19 protein-coding genes are annotated in these 18948 nt (G+C 66.8%); 17 read left to right on the top strand and 2 right to left on the bottom strand.

Annotation, left to right across the window (positions count from 1 at the left end; translation table 11 throughout):
* The first annotated feature begins 59 nt into the window (after positions 1-59).
* From RI032_RS17975 to RI032_RS17955, 5 genes are all read left to right on the top strand, one after another.
* A complete protein-coding gene (locus tag RI032_RS17975) occupies positions 60-2021 on the top strand; it encodes an FUSC family protein (protein ID WP_322547417.1) in 1962 nt (653 codons plus the stop codon).
* 4 nt (positions 2022-2025) lie between these two features.
* On the top strand, positions 2026-2235 hold the full coding sequence (locus RI032_RS17970) for a DUF1656 domain-containing protein (RefSeq protein ID WP_049471367.1): 210 nt from the start codon (positions 2026-2028) through the stop codon (positions 2233-2235).
* A 1-nt stretch (position 2236) separates the two neighbouring features.
* Complete coding sequence (locus tag RI032_RS17965) at positions 2237-3121, top strand: HlyD family secretion protein (RefSeq protein ID WP_322547416.1); 885 nt, start codon at positions 2237-2239, stop codon at positions 3119-3121.
* Complete coding sequence (locus tag RI032_RS17960) at positions 3118-4554, top strand: efflux transporter outer membrane subunit (protein ID WP_322547415.1); 1437 nt, start codon at positions 3118-3120, stop codon at positions 4552-4554. The genes RI032_RS17965 and RI032_RS17960 overlap by 4 nt, the downstream gene beginning before the upstream one ends.
* Before the next feature lie 133 nt (positions 4555-4687).
* Positions 4688-5035 carry an RcnB family protein gene (locus RI032_RS17955; RefSeq protein ID WP_019337825.1) on the top strand — a complete coding sequence of 116 codons (348 nt, stop codon included), beginning with the start codon at positions 4688-4690 and terminating at the stop codon, positions 5033-5035.
* A 49-nt stretch (positions 5036-5084) separates the two neighbouring features.
* On the opposite strand, the gene RI032_RS17950 is transcribed toward RI032_RS17955, so the two are convergent.
* On the bottom strand, positions 5085-5402 hold the full coding sequence (locus tag RI032_RS17950; protein WP_197656997.1) for a hypothetical protein: 318 nt from the start codon (positions 5400-5402) through the stop codon (positions 5085-5087).
* A gap of 492 nt (positions 5403-5894) precedes the next feature.
* On the opposite strand from RI032_RS17950, the gene RI032_RS17945 reads away from it, so the two are divergent.
* The 7 genes from RI032_RS17945 to RI032_RS17915 all read left to right on the top strand — a co-directional run bounded on the left by RI032_RS17945 (position 5895) and on the right by RI032_RS17915 (position 11440).
* Complete coding sequence (locus RI032_RS17945; RefSeq protein WP_057503694.1) at positions 5895-6089, top strand: hypothetical protein; 195 nt, start codon at positions 5895-5897, stop codon at positions 6087-6089.
* Positions 6082-6528: a YbbD-related protein gene (locus RI032_RS17940; RefSeq protein ID WP_322547414.1), complete on the top strand. Its 447-nt coding sequence runs from the start codon at positions 6082-6084 to the stop codon at positions 6526-6528. The genes RI032_RS17945 and RI032_RS17940 overlap by 8 nt, the downstream gene beginning before the upstream one ends.
* Before the next feature lie 35 nt (positions 6529-6563).
* The gene (locus RI032_RS17935) at positions 6564-7094 is read left to right on the top strand and encodes a Cif family virulence factor (protein ID WP_322547413.1); all 531 of its coding nucleotides are present in this window, start codon (positions 6564-6566) and stop codon (positions 7092-7094) included.
* A gap of 111 nt (positions 7095-7205) precedes the next feature.
* Positions 7206-7880 carry a response regulator transcription factor gene (locus RI032_RS17930; RefSeq protein WP_057503691.1) on the top strand — a complete coding sequence of 225 codons (675 nt, stop codon included), beginning with the start codon at positions 7206-7208 and terminating at the stop codon, positions 7878-7880.
* Positions 7877-9109 (top strand): HAMP domain-containing sensor histidine kinase, encoded by a 1233-nt coding sequence (locus RI032_RS17925; protein ID WP_134958698.1) that lies wholly within the window; start codon positions 7877-7879, stop codon positions 9107-9109. The genes RI032_RS17930 and RI032_RS17925 overlap by 4 nt, the downstream gene beginning before the upstream one ends.
* 59 nt (positions 9110-9168) lie before the next feature.
* The gene (locus tag RI032_RS17920) at positions 9169-9555 is read left to right on the top strand and encodes a diacylglycerol kinase (RefSeq protein ID WP_164191750.1); all 387 of its coding nucleotides are present in this window, start codon (positions 9169-9171) and stop codon (positions 9553-9555) included.
* A gap of 73 nt (positions 9556-9628) precedes the next feature.
* Positions 9629-11440 carry a phosphoethanolamine transferase gene (locus RI032_RS17915; RefSeq protein ID WP_322547412.1) on the top strand — a complete coding sequence of 604 codons (1812 nt, stop codon included), beginning with the start codon at positions 9629-9631 and terminating at the stop codon, positions 11438-11440.
* On the opposite strand, the gene RI032_RS17910 is transcribed toward RI032_RS17915, so the two are convergent.
* A complete protein-coding gene (locus tag RI032_RS17910; protein ID WP_043396360.1) occupies positions 11344-12264 on the bottom strand; it encodes a M14 family metallopeptidase in 921 nt (306 codons plus the stop codon). The genes RI032_RS17915 and RI032_RS17910 overlap by 97 nt on opposite strands.
* A 146-nt stretch (positions 12265-12410) precedes the next feature.
* On the opposite strand from RI032_RS17910, the gene RI032_RS17905 reads away from it, so the two are divergent.
* The 5 genes from RI032_RS17905 (at position 12411) to RI032_RS17885 (ending at position 18944) form a co-directional block, all read left to right on the top strand.
* Positions 12411-13064, top strand: a complete 654-nt coding sequence (locus RI032_RS17905; RefSeq protein ID WP_010485248.1) for a DUF3348 family protein — start codon at positions 12411-12413, stop codon at positions 13062-13064.
* Positions 13065-13074: 10 nt separating this feature from the next.
* Complete coding sequence (locus RI032_RS17900) at positions 13075-15339, top strand: DUF802 domain-containing protein (protein ID WP_322547411.1); 2265 nt, start codon at positions 13075-13077, stop codon at positions 15337-15339.
* A complete protein-coding gene (locus RI032_RS17895; protein ID WP_005409939.1) occupies positions 15336-15974 on the top strand; it encodes an OmpA family protein in 639 nt (212 codons plus the stop codon). The genes RI032_RS17900 and RI032_RS17895 overlap by 4 nt, the downstream gene beginning before the upstream one ends.
* Positions 15964-16341 carry a DUF2894 domain-containing protein gene (locus tag RI032_RS17890; RefSeq protein WP_019337837.1) on the top strand — a complete coding sequence of 126 codons (378 nt, stop codon included), beginning with the start codon at positions 15964-15966 and terminating at the stop codon, positions 16339-16341. Before RI032_RS17895 ends, RI032_RS17890 begins: the two co-directional genes overlap by 11 nt.
* A 284-nt stretch (positions 16342-16625) precedes the next feature.
* Positions 16626-18944: a TonB-dependent receptor gene (locus RI032_RS17885; RefSeq protein WP_322547410.1), complete on the top strand. Its 2319-nt coding sequence runs from the start codon at positions 16626-16628 to the stop codon at positions 18942-18944.
* The last annotated feature ends 4 nt before the right edge of the window (positions 18945-18948 follow it).

The raw sequence follows: 18948 nt of genomic DNA, 5'->3' as shown, positions 1-18948 counted from the left end.
GCGATTGACTGTCATTATAGCGAAATTCGCCAGTGCGGCCGATCACTAGCATGAGCCGCATGCACTCCCCCACCCCGTTCCGCCCCTACATGCGCCAGGCATTTGCCCGGTTGAAAAACCCTGCCCTCAGGACCGATCAGGAAGCGCTGCTGTTCTCGCTCAAATGCCTGCTCGCCGCGTCGCTGGGGCTGTATGTCTCTCTGAGGGTCGGCCTGAATCGCCCGTTCTGGGTGATCGGCACGGTCTATCTGGTGTCACAGCCCTTTTCCGGGGCAACGCTCAGCCGCGGCCTGTTCCGCCTGCTCGGTACCGTGGGCGGGGCCGTCGCCACCGTCGTGCTGGTGCCACGTTTCGCCAATGCCCCCCTGGTGCTGAGCGCCGCACTCGCCACGTGGATGGCGCTGTGCCTGTATCTGGCGATGCTCGACCGCACGCCACGTGCCTATGCGTTCCTGCTGGCCGGCTATACCACCAGCCTGATCGGGTTTCCTGCGGTGATGGTGCCGGGAGACGTGTTCACCATTGCCATCACGCGGGTGCAGGAAATCGCCATCGGCATCCTGGCTGCAACGCTGGTACATGCGCTGGTGCTGCCGCGCCGGGTCTCGATGCGCGTGCACGCGCGGGTTGCTGCCGTGCTGGATGATGCGGAACGATGGACACGGGACATGCGCGCCGGTGCATCGGACACGGTACTGGCGACGGACCGCTCGAAAGTGGCCGCCGACCTGCTCGAGCTGCATGTGCTGTCGATCCACCTGCCCTACGACAGCGCCCACGGCGTGGCGCAGGTGCAGATCCTGCGCGCCCTGCACGACCGGATGCTGGACGTCCTGATGCTGTCCAGCGCGGTGGAAGATTCCATCGACCGGCTGCGTTCACCACAGGCCGGCGCGATGGATGCAACAGGCTGGCGCGATCTGCTGCAGGCCGGCCTCGCCGCGCAACAGGCCGAGCTCGACCTCGCCCACGCCGACTGCCGCGTGCTGCAGGCGCAACTGCACACTGCCCGTCCCGACTGGCGTCGGCATGTGCCTGCCCGCCTTGCGCGACATGTGCAGGGTGCGGTACTTCACCGGGATCATCGGCTTGCCCTGCGCAGCGCGCTGGGCGCGTTCGCCGGCATCCTGCTGAGCTGCGTTCTGTGGATCGTCACCGGCTGGTCGGAGGGCGCCACGGCGGTATCCATCATCGGCACGGCGTGCGTGCTGTTCGGCACGATCGAAGCGCCGGCACCGCATGTCATGCGCTACCTGGTGGGATCCTGCATCGGCGTGGCCGTCGGCCTGCTCTACGGTCTGCTGATCTTCCCCGCGTTGTCCGATATCACCGGCCTGATTGCCGCGCTCGCGCCGGTGCTGCTGCTGTGCGGATCGTTCCTGGCCCGGCCGCCCTTCATCATGGCCGCCCTGGGCGTGGTACTGACCTTCCCGATCATCGCAGGCCTGGGCGCGACCAATTCGGTCAACATCGTCGGCGCACTCAACAACAGCGTTGCGCTGTTCGTGGGTACGACGGTGGCACTGTGCAGCATGCAGCTGTTCCAAACCGCCGACGCGGGCCGCAACCGCGCACGGTTGGAGCATTCGATCCGTCGGGATATCGCACGACACACCGCCGGACGAGGTGATGTGACCCGCGCCTGGCTCAGCCGCATGCAGGATCGCATCGGGCTGCTCGCTCCAAGGTTGCAGGGCCGTTCCAGCGCAGTACACGAGCTGCGGGTATTGTTTGCGGACGTTCGTGCGGCACATGCATCCAGCCAACTCCGCACACTGGACAAGTACCTGGACAACCCGCACGTTCGGGCGCTACACGCGGCGCTGGTCGAACGCGTCGCCGCACATTTCAGGGTTCGCGCCCACGCGCCACGCAGTGTCGATGCCCATCTTCTGAAGTTGTTGGACTGCATGCGCGAGGCCGCAACAGCCATCGCCGAGGCCGATCGAGGGAATCTGCTGCACCTGCTCAGCGGGTTGCGCCGCGACCTGCTGGCCTCACCGCTCACCCATCGGCACTGACCGCATGCTCTCTGATCTTTCCATTGATGGCGTGCTCATTCCCGGCCTGCTCGCCGTGGCCGCTGCCGCCTTGGCGCTGTCGATGCTGACTTCACGCCTGCTCGCCAGCCTCGGTCTGTACCGGCTGTTCGCCGCGCGGCCGCTGGTGGGCCTGTCCCTGTTCGTGATCCTGGCGGAGCTGATGATCCGGCTCTCGCCCCTGCTCGAGAAATGAAATGAAACACCTGCTTGCTGTCATCGGGCGCTGGAGCGCAACGCTGGGCGTGTGTGCGCTTGCCGCCATTGCCGCGTTCTCCCTCTGGAATCGTTACGAAATGCTCCCGTGGACGCGGGATGGGCGGGTGCGCGCCGATGTGGTGCGCGTTGCGTCGGACATGGGGGGGCTGGTCACCCAGGTGCTGGTGCACGACAACCAGCGGGTCAGTGCCGGCCAGCTGCTGCTGGTGCTCGATCAGCCACGCTTCGCCGCCACGCTGGAGAAGGCAGACGCGGCGGTCAGGAGCGCGCATGCCACGCTGGCGCTGGCCCGCCGCGAATCGGCGCGGGACAACGCACTTGGCAACCTGGTCGCTTCGGAAACCCGCGAACGCAATGCCGCCAAGGTCGATACCGAACTGGCCACGCTGGCGCAGGCACGGGCCGAACAGCGCGTTGCCCAGCTCAACGTGCAACGCACCGAGGTGCGCGCAACCACCGATGGCATCATCACCAACCTCGACCTGCATGCGGGCGACTACCTGCAACCCGGTGCGCAGGCACTGGCGCTGATCGACACCGGCAGCCTTCGTATCGAGGGCTACTTCGAGGAAACCAAACTGGCCTGCATCACCGAGGGCGATGCCGCCGTGGCCCGGCTGATGGGCGACAACCACGACATCCGCGGACACGTGGATACCATCGCCGCCGGCATTGCCGACGATCAGCGCTCAAGCACACACAACCTGCTGCCCGCCGTGGCGCCAACTTATACCTGGGTGAGGCTGGCGCAGCGCATCCCGGTACGCATCCGCATCGATGATGCGCCGTCGGATACCCGCCTGATCGTGGGTCGCACTGCGAGTGTGACCATCACACCCTCGGCACCGGGAGCCTGCAAGTGAGCGTGCGAACACTACGCGGTGGGCTGCTTGCCCTGCTGCTGCCCATGACGGCCTGCGTATCCGGCCCCGACTATCACCTGCCTGCGAATGCGGTCGCGGCCTCCCCCCAGGTGGCGCGGGCGTTCGTCTCGGGCCAGGAGGCATCGTTCAGCCAGGACGCGCCACCAGATCGATGGTGGCACCTGTACGGCGACCCCCGGCTTGACGCCTACGTACGCGAAGCACTGGCGGCCAATACCGACCTGCGCGCCGCCGATGCCAACCTTCGGCGCGCCAGCGCAACCGTGCTGGAGTACCGCGCGCGCGGTGCCGTGCAAGCCGACGTGGATGCATCGGGCACGCTCACCCATACAGGTGGCTACGCCCAAGCGTCGGCCGCGCCGCAGTCGTATGCGCTGGGCCTTCACCTCTCCTATCCACTGGATCTTGCAGGCGGCATCCGCCGCGGCATCGAAGCCGCCAACGCGGACGCCGAAGCCGTCGCTGCGGCACGCGACCAGGTCCGCGTGGTCGTCGCTGCTGCCGTCACCCGTGCCTATCTCCAGGTGTGCACCCGCAATCACACGCTCGCCGCAACCCGGCAGGTGGTGGCGATCCAGCACGCCACGCTGGAGGCAACCCGCCGCCTCGCCGCAGGCGGCCGAGGAACGGACTTCGATGTCAGCCGTGCCGGTGCCGCCGTCAACCGCAGCGCGGCGGGGATACCGCACCTGCTGGCCGAACGTCAGGCCGCACTGTTCGAACTGGCCGCATTGATGGGCAGGGTGCCGGCAGACTATCCGAGGGAGGCGGAAGCGTGCCCGCGCCCCCCGGAGCTGGAGCAGGCGCTGCCGGTCGGTGAGGGCTGGCAGCTGCTCCAGCGGCGCCCTGACATACGTGCCGCCGAGCGGAGCCTTGCCGCGGCCACGGCGATGATCGGCGTAGAGACCGCGGAACTTTATCCGCGGGTCACCCTGGGCGCATCCCTGGGCACAGCAGGCACGCGAGGGCAGCTGCTTTCGGCCGACGGTTTCGGGGCGAGCGTCGGGCCGCTGCTCTCATGGCACTGGCCCAACCGCCGCGTGGCCAAGGCCCGCATCGCGGCGGCCGGCGCCAATGTGGATACCGCTCTTGCTTCCTTTGACGGCATCGTGCTGCAGGCACTGCGCCAGACCGAGACCGCGCTTTCTGCCTGCACGCAGGAGCTTGAACGCGAGCGCAGCCTGGCGCAGGCGCGCGGGGACGCGGCGCGCGCAGCCGGACAGGCACAGCAGCTCTACCGCTTCGGCAGGATCGATTTTCTCGACGTGCTTTCGGCCCAGGCCGCGCTGGCAGATGCGGAGTCCGCACTGGCGGCCTCCCGCGCGGAGCGGGTCGACCGTCAGATGGATGTGTTCCTGTCACTGGGTGGCGGTTGGGCTGCAGGGGCCGTCGCCATTGGTGCGGCCCGCTGACGTCGTCTTCGCAGCAGCAGCCGCTACCCGATCTGTTCATGAAAGCCCTGTCCACATCCGTATTCATTCACACGGCCTGCCCTATATTCGCGCTCACAGCGCCGCATATCGCGGCCATGACGGAGGCATCCCGATGACATCCATACGTCTTCTTGCCATTGCCGTGGGCTCGGCCGCAGCACTCGCCGTAGCGCCCGCCTTCGCCGATCCGCCGCACCACGCCCGCGGCAACGGCCCGCCACCGCATGCGGGCGGCCCGCATAACCGTGATGCGCCGCCGCCAGGCTGGCAGAAGAAGGCCTGGCGACGTGGCGAGCGCCTGCCGTGGGCCGAAGTGGACCGCCGCTACTGGGTAGACGATTACGCGCGCTATGACCTGCGCGAGCCGGGCCGCGACCGGCGTTGGGTGCGCCAGTCCGACAACGAGTACCTGTTGGTGGAGATCGCCACCGGGCTGATCATCGACGCCCTGCATCGCTGAAGCGACCTGCAGCGTCCCACATGGAGCGATTTACCCCGGTGCAGACACCCTACGACCGGGGCCGCTCCGGTCGGGGGTGTTTGCGCCCACCGCGCCCCACATGCCTCCGCTGCCGCCCGGCATGCATGCCCTCCCGCAGTGCGATATGCCCGACCATCAGCGCCGCGGCAACGAGCCCCATCGCAACCAGTATTTCGAATCCCCGATCACCAAAGAGCAGGCGGATGGAGATCTCCAGTGAGCACAGCCTGCCGCAGCTCAGGCCGTGCTCGTTGAAGCCATAAATGAGCACCATTACGCCCATCAGCCCGCACAACGCCATCAGGGCCAAGCTTGCGGTGAAGATGAAAGGTCGATGGATACGCATGCGCTCGTCGCGGTCTTCTACGGTGATGTCCAGCGCGACGTTGCGAGCACGCGATCGGAGGCATCCAGCTCTACCGACCAGGCTTGGGTATCCAGGCCCAGCCGGTTCTCATACCACCGTCGCTGCGCACGGCGACCATCGCATCCACTGCTGGCATGCGGGTAAAGGGAGCACCGGCATGCTCCACCACGTCAGGTTGCCCCGGCACCCGCAGTACCTCGGCCCTGCTCGCCCCGACCGGGACCGAGGCAAGCGCGTGGGAATGCCACGCTGAGGTCGCCGAGCAACTGGCAACGTACGCCACGAACAGGCCGGCAAGCCCCTCCATCAGTGCCCTCATTGACAGACCCCCTCCTGCGCCTCGCGCCCGCGCATCATCCGCGCAGACCTTCTTCAACGTCAAACCTCGACAAGCGGGCCTGTTGCAGCGCCCGGCATCCGTGCTAGCGTGCGCCGACCGATGATTCAGGATGAACACAGGGACGCCCGTCGATGGCAGGCAAGCGCCGGAAGGACAGGATCGCGCAGGAGATCGGCCTGTTCATGCAGCAGTACGCGCGCAAGGCGCAGCGCCATACCGGACCCAACGACCGGCCGTACGATCGGAAACTGGAAGCGCGGCTCAAGCGCTTGCCACCGGAAGAACTGGGTAGGCTGCTTTCCGGAGAAGAGGACGACGATGACTAGCCCCGCCGGAATGGCCAGGCGCGCCATCGTCGTGACATTCTGTAGCGCGCTCGGCGCCTGCGGACTGGTGATGGACAGTTCGTTCGACACTCTGTGCGAGGCGCTTGACGCCGACATGGTGAACAAGGGATGGATTCCCGATTGGGTACCCCACGAGGCGACCGACCTGCGCGAGGTACACGACCTCGACTCGAACACCAGCGCGCTGGTCTTCACCAAGCCCCCTGCGATACCACTGCAGCTGCCTGCGGATTGCCAGGCAACCACATTCAACGACAGCGATCCAGTTGCGTTCAATCGACACTGGTGGCCTGGCGACGCGACGCTCAGCGCGTCGTACCGCGTCTTTCGCTGCGCACCTGAATCCGGAAAATCGGTCTTCGTCGCCATCAACAGGACCGAAGACCGCGTGCTCTTCTGGCGAACCTACGCACGGTGATGCGCCCGCACCGCCGCCCCTCTTCTCAGGAACCCATGATGCCCAACGCGCGTGCACGCTTCGCCGCCCTCGCCCTCTCTCTCGCGGCGTGCCTGCCGGCCTACGCCGCGCAGAACGCCCCCGCCGACATCGAAGCGATCGAACAGGTTGTCGAATCCTTCCGGACCTCGCTGATCAACAAGGACAAGCCGACCTACATGGACCTGTTCTTTTCGGACAAGCCGGAAGACATCGGCTGGCAGTATGCTTCCGAGGACGTGCGCCTGCAGGACATCCGCAAGGCCAAGCCCGATGCGATCAAGGCGCGGCAGATTCCCGCCAACAACTTCATCGCGCTGATCGATGGAGCGGTGGCCTCGCCGAAGCCGAAGGAGGAGAAGTTCTCCAACACGAAGATCGAGACAGACGGCGACGTGGCCTCGGTGTCGTTCGACTACAGCTTCCACGACGATGGGGTGAAGACCAACTGGGGCAAGGAAATGTGGCAGCTGATCCGCACCGAACAGGGCTGGAAGATCTTTTCGGTGATCTATTCGATCCGCGACTCACGCAGCCCGGCCGATTGAACGTCGCTTGAGGACGCTGAGCGCCGATTGCCAATTGCGATCCATTCAGCCAGGGCATTGGCATCCGGCAAGAGATCGGGCAGAGTTCGGCCACGCGCAAGGACGCACGCCATGACCCGCCTGCTGATCATCGAAGACAACCCCGAGCTGGTTGCCAATCTGTATGCCTTCTTTGAACCGCTGGGCTACGTCCTGGACGACGCCCGCGACGGCGCCAGCGGACTGCGCCGGGCCACGCAGCACGACTACGACGCCATCCTGCTGGACCTGATGCTGCCCCGGCTGGACGGCATGACGCTGTGCCAGAAGCTGCGCCAGGAGTTCCAGAACCCGGTACCGATCCTGATGCTGACCGCGCGCGATCCGGTCGAAGACCGCGTGCAGGGCCTGGCCCTGGGCGCGGATGACTACCTGGTCAAACCGTTTTCGCTGACGGAACTGGATGCGCGGATCAAGGCCCTGATACGACGCGCCCAGGGCCGCCAGGTCCAGAGCGTGCTGGCGTGGAAGGATCTGCAGGTGGACACGCGCTCGCCGCAGGCCTGGCGGCAAGGCCGCTGCATTGCGCTGACACCCACGTCGCACAAGCTGCTGATGTGCCTGGTGCGCGCGGCGCCCGCCGTGGTGCGCAAGCAGGAGATGGAATACCTGGTCTGGGGCGACGAGCCACCGGACAGCGGCGCGCTGCGAACACACATCCATGAGCTGCGCCTGCAGGTGGACCGCAGCTTCGACGCCGCGCTGATCACCACGGTGCACAGCGTCGGCTGGCGCATGCAGGCGTGAGCCCTGCCTCCCTCTACCGCCGCCTGAGCTTGCGTGCCCGCATCACGATCTCGTTCGTGCTGTTGATGGCCGGTGCCATGGGTTTCATCGTTCTGGCCGAACAGGTCGACTACGACCAGGTCCGGGCTGCTGTCGTCGCGCGGACCCAGCACGGTGAAGTGGAAAGGCTGCAGGCCGCGCTGGCTCGTGGCCAACGCCCCGCCCTGCCACCGGGGACCCAGCTGTTCGATGCCCATGACGCGCCTGTCGTGCTGCGCCAGTACGGCCCGGGCCATCACGGCGAAGAGGCGCCCAACGAGTGGCACCTGAGCGTCTTCAACAACGGCGACCAGCGCTACTACCTGCTGCAGGATGCGGCGCACTATGGCTATCTGGAACACCTGATCAACGCCTTTGCGGCACTGGTCATTTCGATCTGCGTGCTCGGCGCCTTCCTGATCGGCCGCAAGGTAGCGACGCACGTCATCGCACCCATCACGCGATTGGCGGACGCGGTGCAGGACGGCCAGAAGCCTTTTCCCTACCAGGACGCGCGCGATGAGATCGGTGTACTCGCCCGCGCCTTCGCCCGGCACAGTGACGAGCTCGAACGGTTCCTGCATCGCGAACAGTGCTTCAGCGGCGATGCCAGCCACGAGCTGCGCACGCCGCTGGCCATCATCGGCGGCGCTGCGGAGACGCTCGCCTGCCAGCTTCCGGCCGACAGCCACCTGGTTCCCAGCGCGGAGCGCATCCTGCGCACCACCCAGGAGATGCAGCGCCAGCTGACCTGCCTGCTGCTGCTCTCACGCGCCCCCAGTACCGTGCCGCGCAACAAGGTGACCCTGCGCCCGCTGATCGAATCCTGCATGGAGCGCTGCCAGCCGTGGATTTCCGGCAAGCCGGTGATCGTTGCGTTTGATGCCCGGCATGACGCCGTGCTGGACACCAACGCAGATCTGGCGCACAGCGTGATCTGGAACCTGCTGCGCAACGCCTGCCAGTACACCGAAAGGGGCGAAGTGAGGATCACCCTCCACGACACCGCACTCACCTTCGCCGACACCGGACCCGGCCTGCCCTCCAGTATCGACCCACAGCAGTTCCAGCGCTTCGTGCCCGGCAGCCCGCACAGTGGCGAGGGACTGGGGCTGTCCATCGTGCAGCGCATCGTCGAGCACCTGGGTTGGAGGATGACGGTGCGTTCCTCGCAGCAGGGCTGCCGGTTCAGACTGGAGTGGCCCATCTGACGGTTTCCTGACGCGCGCCTGCACATGCTGGGGATTGCTCACTTCACGGCGGAAACGGCATGCAGCACCCCAAGGACAGCGGCAAGTACCCGCACGGCAAGAGCGGCCTGAGCCGCATCTTCCACACCCTCATCCATTCGCGCGATGGTTTCATCGCCACCTTCCGCGGCGAGGCGGCCTTTCGCCAACTGCTGCTTCTGCACGCGCTGTTGATCATTGCAGCGTTCGTGCTGGACATCAGCAAGCTCGAACGGGCGCTGGTGCTGGCGGTCTGCTTCATCAGCCTGCTGGTGGAACTGCTCAACTCGGCGATCGAAGCAGTGGTCGATCGCATCTCACTGGAACGGCATCCACTGTCCAAGAACGCCAAGGACATGGGCAGCGCCGCGCAGACCACCGCACTGTTGATGGTGGGCGCGGTGTGGGGCGTGATCCTGCTGGGCTAGTCCGCCCAACCTGACAACTTCCTGATAAAGCGGTTTCGATACTGCGCGCACTCCCGCTCCACGGAACCTGCTCGTGCGTCAACGCCGCCGTTTTCCACGGCCCCATCCGATCGTTCTGGTCTGGGCCACCGCACTGTTCTTCACCACGATTGGAAACATCGCCCTCTGGAAGACGCTGTGGGGGCTGATCGACCTCAACAGCCTGCGCAGCGTGCTGTTCCTGGCCAGCTTGCCGGTGGTGCTTTTCTGCCTGTTCAACCTGCTGCTGACGCCACTGCTGGCACTGCCGTTCCTGCGCAGGCCGCTGCTGGTGCTGCTCGTTGTCGTCAGCGCCGCCTGCAGCTACTTCATGCTGCACTACAACGTGCTGATCGATCGCAGCATGGTGCAGAACGTGTTCGAGACCAACCAGGCTGAACTGAACGCCTATCTGTCGCTGCCACTGCTGTTGACCCTGCTGGCGCTGGGCGGGCTGCCCGCGACCGGGCTGGTCCTGATGCGCACCGCCAGCGGGGCGGGCTCGATACGTTCGTTCCTGGTGTGGCCAGTCAACGTCCTGGTATCCATGATGGTGCTGCTGGCGATCGGCTTTGCGTTCTACAAGGACTATTCGTCATTGCTTCGCAACAACCGCTACATCCGCGACCAAGTGCTGCCGTTGAACGTGGTGCGGCATACCCACGGTTACCTGAAGAGCCTCTACAGCACCCGCCAGCAACCGCTGCGCGCGATTGGCATGGACGCACGGCGCGCGCCGGGCCCGCGCCCGAAGCTGGTGATCCTGGTCGTCGGCGAGACCGCGCGATCACAGAACTTCCAGCTCAACGGCTACCCACGCGCGACCAATCCCCGGCTCTCGCGCAAGGAAGGCGTCATCAGCTTCAATGATGTCTCCTCATGCGGGACCGCCACGGCCATCTCGGTGCCGTGCATGTTCTCGCAGATGACCCGAGGCCAGTACGACGACGTGCGCGCCGCAACCGAGGAGAACGTGCTCGACATCCTGCAGCGCACCGGCATCAGCGTGCTCTGGCGCAACAACAACAACGGCGGCTGCAAGGGCGTGTGCGAACGCGTATCGACCGAGCACATGCCTGCGCTGAAGGTGGCCGGCCAGTGCGTCAACGCCGACGGCACCTGCTACGACGACGTGCTGCTGCACCAGTTGGGCGCACGCATCGATGCCATCAACGGCGACGCCCTGATCGTGCTGCATCAGCTCGGCAGTCATGGGCCGACCTACTTTGAACGGTATCCCGCAGCGTCGCGGGCTTTCAGCCCGACCTGCGACAGCAACCAGATCCAGCATTGCAGCAATGAGGCGCTGGTCAACACCTACGACAACACTCTGGTCCACACCGACCACCTGCTGGGCAAGGCCATCGACCTGCTGCAGGGCTATGCGGACCAGCGTGATGTCGCACTGATCTATGTGTCCGACCATGGCGAGTCGCTGGGCGAACGCGGGATGTACCTGCACGGCACGCCCTACTTCATCGCCCCGCGCGAGCAGACCCAGGTGCCGATGGTGATGTGGTTCTCACCGGAATTCAGCCGCAACGCAGGCCTGGACCTGGCCTGCCTGCACCAGAATGCCCTGCACCGGGCGCACAGCCACGACAACCTCTTCCACTCGCTGCTGGGCCTGTTCGCGGTCAACAGCGGGGTGTACCAGCACGATCTGGATGTGTTCGCAGGTTGCCGCGCGTCGGCTTCGCCGGCTGTGGCCACCTCACCGGCCAAAGAAAGGCGCCGGCTGATGCCGGTCGCTGCCCGGAACGTGGCGCGCTACTGCGCCGCCAGGGCGAAATCCAGGCCCGCACACACCGCCGCCACCTGGGCGTCGTTGCATTCCTGCGGGTTGGTGCGCGGGCTGTCCGGGTAGACCTCGGTGGTGGTGGCAAAGCGCGCGTCGGTGAAGCCGGCGCAGGCGCCGATCGAACGCGATTCACCCCAGACCACGCCCGGCGACTGCAGCGGCAGGCCGACCAGGTTGCCTTCGGCATCGGCCGGGGCGATATGGGTGACCGGGGCCACGGCGGTGATCAATGCCTTCTGGAACTCGGCCTGCGGATCTTCGCTGTTGCCGATCACGTAGAAGCCATCCGGAATGGTGTCGCGCTCGAACGGCTTGCCGTCGCGGGCACAACGCGCCGGATCGAACTCCTGCAGGTCGCTGTCGGTGGTCTCGTGCAGGTCCAGGTGCACCAGCAGGTTCGGCTTGCGCTCGGCCACCCAGGCCATCAGGGCGGCGGCTTCCACGATCTGGCCGCCGTCACGGAAGCTGCGGTTGGGGTCGATGGCGTCCGGGTTCCAGCGCTGGATGCGCTCGTAGCCCCACGGGCTGACGCACGGCGCCACGATCAGGTTCAGCCGGCCCAGGTAACGCTCCGCCTGCTGCTCCAGGAACTGCAGGGCACCGTGCACGCCGCTGGTCTCGTAGCCATGCACGCCACCGGTGATCAGCGCGGTCGGCAGCGCCGGGTTCCAGTCGTGGTTGACCACGGCGAACAGCGGGTAATGGTCCGGCGCATAGTCCAGCTGGCCGTACTGGATCACATCGAAGCTGTCGTCCAGGCGCTCGAGCGCGGCCACCACGTCGTCGTGGTAGCTGCGCCGGCGCTGCTGGCGGGCCCGCCACTGTGCGCGTTCCGCGTCGCCCCAGGGCTGTCCGGGGGTGCCGATCGGGTAGAACTGCGCAACGGTCATTGGGGAACTCCAGGGGTCGGACGGGATGGGTGCAGCCGGACATTCTAAGCCTTGTCGCGCCTGCGGGCGCCCCCGCCCCGCCCCGCCTTCATCCAGCCGGGGTCATCTGGTTGTAAAATCAATGGTTTTTGGCCCCTCACCCCTTGATGGCGAACGCAGCGCAGCCGGTCCTGGGTGGACCGGAGTTCCTCCGCCTGCTCGCCCGTCTCAGCGACGGCGCGATGCCGGCCACCAGTCCCGCCCTGACCGATCGCCTCGGCCAGTGGGTGGACTGGAGCCGTGCCGTGGCCCTGTCCGGGGCGCTCGGCGGACGCCTGCCCGAGCCCGGTGAAGCCGCCGAAGCGGTCGAGGATGTACTGGCCGACTGCGCCCAGGCGCACGCCAGCCTGCTCGCCTCGATCAGTGAGGATGCCGAGGCCGAGCGCCTGCTGGACCTGGCCGAAGCTGCCGCCGCACCCAACTTCGCCTCGCTGCGCCAGCGCTACCGGGTACTGCAGCAGGCCATCCAGACCGCCACGGGCCGCCTGCGCGGCCGCCTGCGCGACCAGCTGGTACAGGTTTCGCCCGAGCTGGCGCGGCTGGCCGAGGTCGATGCGGTGATGGAACAGACCCTCACCCCGCGCGAGCACAGCCTGCTGGCCACTGCGCCGGCCGTGCTCGGCGCCCGATTTGAACGCGTGCACGGCCAACCCGGCTGGCGCACGGCCTTCCGCCATGACATGCGCACGCTGCTGCTCGCCGAGCTGCAGCTGCGCTTCCACCCGATCGAAGGGCTGCAAGACGCCCTGCGCTCCCACTGACCGGAACACCATGTCCAGAACTGCTTTCCATGTCGTTGTCTTCCTTGTCGGCCTGCTGGCCGTGTGCTGGATCGGCATTGGCTACGTTTCGGTGCATCCGCTGGGTGCAGCGGTGGCGGCGATCATCGCGGCCTGCTACATCTCCGGTGGCGTGGAGCTGTACCGCTACCGCCAGGCCAGCAACGGCCTGCGCGCCGCACTGAACGACCTGTCCAGCGCGAAGGAAAGCCTCGCCCCCTGGCTGGAGCGCGTGCCGGTAGGCCTGCGCAACGCCGTGCGCCTGCGCGTGGAGGGCGAGCGCACCGCCCTGCCCGCACCGGTGCTGACCCCTTACCTGGTCGGCCTGCTGGTGCTGCTGGGCATGCTCGGTACCCTGCTGGGCATGATGGACACGCTGCGTGGCACCGGACTGGCCCTGCAGAGCGCGACCGACATGGCCGCCATCCGCGGCTCGCTGGCCTCGCCGGTGCAGGGCCTGGCGGTGGCATTCGGTACCTCGATCGCCGGTGTGGCCAGCTCGGCCATGCTCGGCCTGCTGGCGGCGCTGCTGCGTCGGGATCGGCTGCAGGCCGTGCAGCAGCTGGACCGGGCCATTGCAGGCGACCTGCATCCCTACTCGCAGGCCTGGCAGCGCGCCGAGTCGCTGCGCCTGCTGCAGGCACAGTCCGCCGCGCTGCCGGCACTGGTCGACCGCCTACAGGCGATGACACAGACCTTTGAACAGCACAGCACGGCCGCCAACGAGCGCCTGCTGGCCGGCCAGGCCGAATTCCTGACCCAGAGCCAGGCGCTGCAGGAGCGTCTGGCGGTCTCGCTGCAGCAGTCGCTGCGTGAAGGCGCCGAAGCCAGTGCCGCCGCCATCGGGGGCGCGCTGCAGCCGATGGCCGAGACCACGTTGGCCGGTCTGGCCCACCATGGCGAGGCACTGCACGCCCGCGTCGAGCGGGCCGTGCAGCAGCAGCTGGCAGGCCTGAGCGACGGTTTCGAGCGCAGCCGCGTTGCGACCGAAGCCAACTGGGCCAAGGTGGTGAGTGAACAGAGCCAGGCACAGCAGGCCCTGGTGAACGATCTCCGCCAGCACCTGCAGGCCTTCAGCGATGGCCAGGGCACGCAGGCCGAAGCACTCGTCGCCCGCATCGGCGAGCGCCTGCAGGCCGATGCCAGCGGCAACGCCGACGCCTGGCGTGCCGCCGTCGAGCAGCAGCAGGCACTGAACAGCGCGCTGGTCGAGCGCCAGCAGCAGGCGCTGCTGGCGGCCGGCCAGCAGCTGGACGAGCATGCGCAGGCATTGCTGCGGGCACTGGAGCAGCGTCACGACGCCAGCCAGTCGTTGCTGCAGGACCACGAACAGCAGCGCTCGCAGCAGTGGCAGGCCGCCCAGGCTGGCGCCGCAGCTGCGCACGCCGAACTGCAGGCCTGCCTGGACACTCGCGAACAGCAGCGCCAGGCGCGCTGGGACGCGGTCAGCGCCGAACTGCAGCAAGCCCACGCCGCGCTGCATGCGCAGCTGCAGGCCGGCGACGAACGGCGCCTGCAACGCTGGAGCGATGCCTTGCAGCACGTTTCCGCCGAGCTGGCCGAGCGCCTGCAGGCCAATGGCGAGCGCCTGGCTGCGCAGCAGCAGCAGGTCTGCGACACGCTGGCGGCGACCGCACAGCAGATCGGCGAGAACGGTCGTGCACAGGCCAGCGCAACGCTGGCCGAAGTCTCCACCCTGCTGCAGACCGCGGCAGCCGCGCCGAAGGCCGCTGCCGACGTCATCAACGAACTGCGCAGCACGCTCTCTGAAAGCCTGGTGCGTGACAACGCAATGCTGGAAGAACGCGGTCGCCTGCTGGCCACCGTGCAGACCCTGCTCGATGCGATCAACCATGCCTCGCACGAACAGCGCACCGCCGTGGACGCGCTGGTTGGCGGATCGGCCGAGCTGCTGGAGCGCGTCGGCAACCGCTTCACCGACCATATCGCCGCCGAGACCGGGAAGCTGGACGGCATCGCCGCAGCGCTCAACGGCAGCGCCGGTGAAGTGGGCCAGTTGGCCAGCACCTTTGGTGAAGCGGTCGCGCAGTTCGGCAGTGCCTCCACCGAGCTTTCCGGCCGCCTGGAACAGATTGGCGGCGCACTGGATGCCTCGCTGGCCCGCAGTGATGAGCAGCTGGCCTACTACGTGGCACAGGCGCGCGAGGTGGTCGACCTCAGCCTGCTGTCGCAGAAGCAGGTGATGGAAGAACTGCAGCAGCTGGCCACGCGCCGCGGCAAGGCCGGCAGCGCATGAGCGACGAGCTGGAGGTCGATGGCGGCTCACACGCCCCGATCTGGGCCGCCTTCGGCGACCTGATGTCGGTGCTGCTGGGTGCGTTCGTGCTGATCCTGGTGGGTGTGGTCGCGGTGCAGCTGGAGCTGTCGCAGCGGTTGGACCAGGAAGTGAAGCAGCGCCAGGCCGAAGCCAAGCGCCTGCAGACGCTCGAACAGGCACTGGCTGGCCCGCTGGCTGCCGGTCGCGTGACGCTGGTTGATGGCCGCATCGGCATCAGCGGCAGCGTGTTGTTCGCGCTCAACTCCGACCAGCTGCAGCCGGAAGGCCAGGAGCTGCTGCGCAGCCTGGCGGCACCGCTGGCCGCCTATCTGGGCAGTCGCGAAGAAATCCTCATGGTCAGCGGCTTCACCGATGATGCGCCGGTGCGCGAAGGCAACCGCCGCTTCGCCGACAACTGGGAGCTGTCCGCGCAACGTTCGCTGACCGTGACCCGTACCCTGATTGCCGATGGCGTACCGGCTGACGCCGTGTTCGCCGCCGCGTTCGGCAGCGAGCAGCCGGTCAGTTCCAATGCCAATGAGGAAGGACGCGCACGCAATCGTCGCGTGGAGATCGCGCCGATTCCCAAGCCCAAGGCCCCGGATGCCAAGTAAGCCGCCCGCACTGGAGGGACTGCGCGCACTGGTGCGCGACCTCGACGCGGGGTCGCGCTCGCTGCCGCATTACCCGCGGGTGCCGATGCTGCAGCAGGTACAGCGCGAGTGGTCGGAACTGCGCAGCGAACTGCAGGTGCGCCGCTCGCTGCGCGCCGAGGCTCCGGCTGACGGCGGCCCGCTGAACTCGGCGGTGCTGGTGCAGCGCATGCTGGACACGATGCAGGCCACCAGCCCAGGTTACCTGCGCCATTTCATCGACTACGTGGACACCCTGTCCTGGCTGCAGGCGCTGCAGGACGGTGCCGTGAGCAGTGGTGACACCGCAAAGCCGAAGCGCACGCGCAAGCCGCGCAACGCGGGTTGATCGCACAGTGACGCCGACCTCGTTCGGCGCCCCCGTAGACGCCAACCTTGGTTGGCGTTCCACCAACGACGTCGCGCATGCCAACCAAGGTTGGCATCTACCAGTGCATGCGTCGGCATGCCACGCGTGTAGCGGTGTCACCAGACAGTCATCTGTCTAGCGCACCATTTTCACGTTGACCCACGGCGCCCGCAGCGCCTGCAGTCGCATCGCTTGTCTCCCCTTTTCAATTCCATGAGCTCCGCGCCAGCGCGGTGGCTCGTGCCTGCCTGAGTGTCTGCAACATGACGAAGACTTTGTTGGCCGCCGCGCTGTCGATCGCGCTTGCTCCCGCGGCCTGGGCGCAGGATGCTGCCCCGACCTCCCATGGCACGCCCGCCACCGACCTCGATGCGGTTTCGGTGATCGGCAGCGGTGAAGCGCGCCAGGTGCAGCGCATCACCCGCGAGAACCTCGACATCCTGCCGCCGGGTACCAGCCTGCAGAAGACCCTGAACCTGCTGCCGGGCGTCAACGCGCAGTCGGCCGATGCGCTCGGCACCAACGAGCAGTCGATGACCCTCAGCCTGCGTGGCTTCAACTCCACCCGCCTCGGCTACACGCTGGATGGCGTGCCGCTGGGCGATGGCGCGTACAACAACTACAACGGCCTGACCATCAACCGTGCGCTGATCAGCGAGAACATGGCCGGCGCCGAACTGGCCGTGGGTATCGGCAGCCTCGGCACGCCATCCACCAGCAACCTCGGCGGCACCATCTCGTACACCTCCGACCGCCCGGCGCAGGAACTCGGCGGCCGCGTGGTGCAGACCTTCGGCAGCGATGCCAACCGCCGCACCTTCGTGCGCGTGGACAGCGGCGAGTACAACGGCTTCTCCGGCTACGTTTCCGGCATGAACGCGGTCTCCGATCTGTGGAACGACCAGACCGCCTACAACAAATCCACCACCAAGCAGTTCAACGCCAAGGGCGTGTGGAACTTCGACCGCGGCCAGATCACCGGTTTCGTCGATACGTCACGTACCACCCAGGCCGACTACTTCTACCTGTCCAAGGACGAGATGTCGCGCGGGCTGGGCTGGGACTGGGGCGGCTATGCGCCGGACTGGAACAAGGCCGTGGCCAAGGCCTACTGCAATACCGCCAGCTTCAACGCGAAGAAGTGCGACAGCAGCGGCCCGGACAAGGATGCCGACGGTGCGTTCACCGCCGGGCAGATCCTGCGCGATGACAACCTGTACTACCTGGCCGGCGATTTCTTCCTGGCCGATGGCTTCAGCCTGCGGGCCCTGGCCTACCACCACGACGACCGCGGCGAAGGCCACAACTGGAACAGCGGCGCGTGGTCGAACAAGGGCACCGCGCAGGAAATCCCGATCATCTTCCGCAACACGATCTATACCATCGACCGCGATGGCGGCACGCTGTCGTTCGATTGGGAACTGGGCGCGCACCGCATCGAGGGCGGCGTCTGGTACGAGCGCAACACCAGCAGCGCCGAGCGCTACCAGACCGCCGTGGACGGCCCGCGCGACCTGAGTGGCATGAACACCCTGCCCTCCGACGTCGGTGTGTTCGCCCAGCGCACGCGCTGGAAGACCCACCAGTTCTTCCTGAAGGACACCTGGCGCCTGCTCGATGATCGCCTGACACTGGAGTTCGGCGCCAAGAGCCCGCATGCCACCTCCGATGCGCAGGCCCTGCCGGGCGACGCGAAGGCACCGATCTCGCCGGCCTCCAACAACCAGTTCGCCACCGGCTCACTGAAGGCCAGCAAGAACTTCCTGCCCAGCATCGGCGCCAACTTCCGCCTGGCCGAGCATCACGAAGTGTTCGCCAGCTACGCCGAGAACATCGCCATGTTCCAGGGCGGCTTCAAGCTGGGCCCGCAGGCAGTCAGCCAGGCCACCTGGAACGCGCAGGGCAACCTGAAGCCGGAAGAATCCCGCTCGCTGGAGGCCGGCTACCGCTTCGTCACCGATACCCTGCAGGCCTCGGTCGCGGCCTACAGCGTGCGCTTCGACAACCGCCTGCTGCAGTACAACCCCTGCGACTCGCGGCAGCCGGTCGGCCCGACCTGCGGCAACCGCTTCTACAACGTGGGCGGCGTCGACAGCCGTGGTGCCGAGCTGACCGTGCTGTGGAGCCCGAACGAGCACTTCAGCTGGTACACCTCGGCCTCGCTGAACCGCTCGACCTATGCGTCGAATTACGTGCAGGCCGGCGTCGAGCAGCAGATCAAGGGCAAGATCCAGACCGATACACCCAAGCAGCTGCTGGCCACCGAGATCACCTGGCGCGACAACGGCTGGTTTGCCAGCCTGCGCGGCAAGTACACCGGCGAACGCTTCTACACTTACACCAACGACCAGAGCTTCGGCGGCTTTACCGTGTTCGATCTGGCCGGTGGCTATGACTTCGGTCAGCTCGGCTTCGCCAAGGGCATGCGCGTGTCGTTCAACGTGACCAACCTGACCAACAAGCGCTATGCCAGCAACCTGGATTCGAGCGTGTTCGCCCCGAGCGACCCGGCCGGCAAACTGTACGTGTTCCATGCCTCGGCACCACGCCAGGTGTTCGGTACGATCGACCTTCGCTTCTGATTGA

Source organism: Stenotrophomonas geniculata, from assembly GCF_034508895.1.
Taxonomy (GTDB): Bacteria; Pseudomonadota; Gammaproteobacteria; order Xanthomonadales; family Xanthomonadaceae; genus Stenotrophomonas; species Stenotrophomonas geniculata.
The sequence above is the reverse complement of the archived record's forward strand: the minus strand, read 5'-3'. Positions and strand labels throughout refer to the sequence as shown.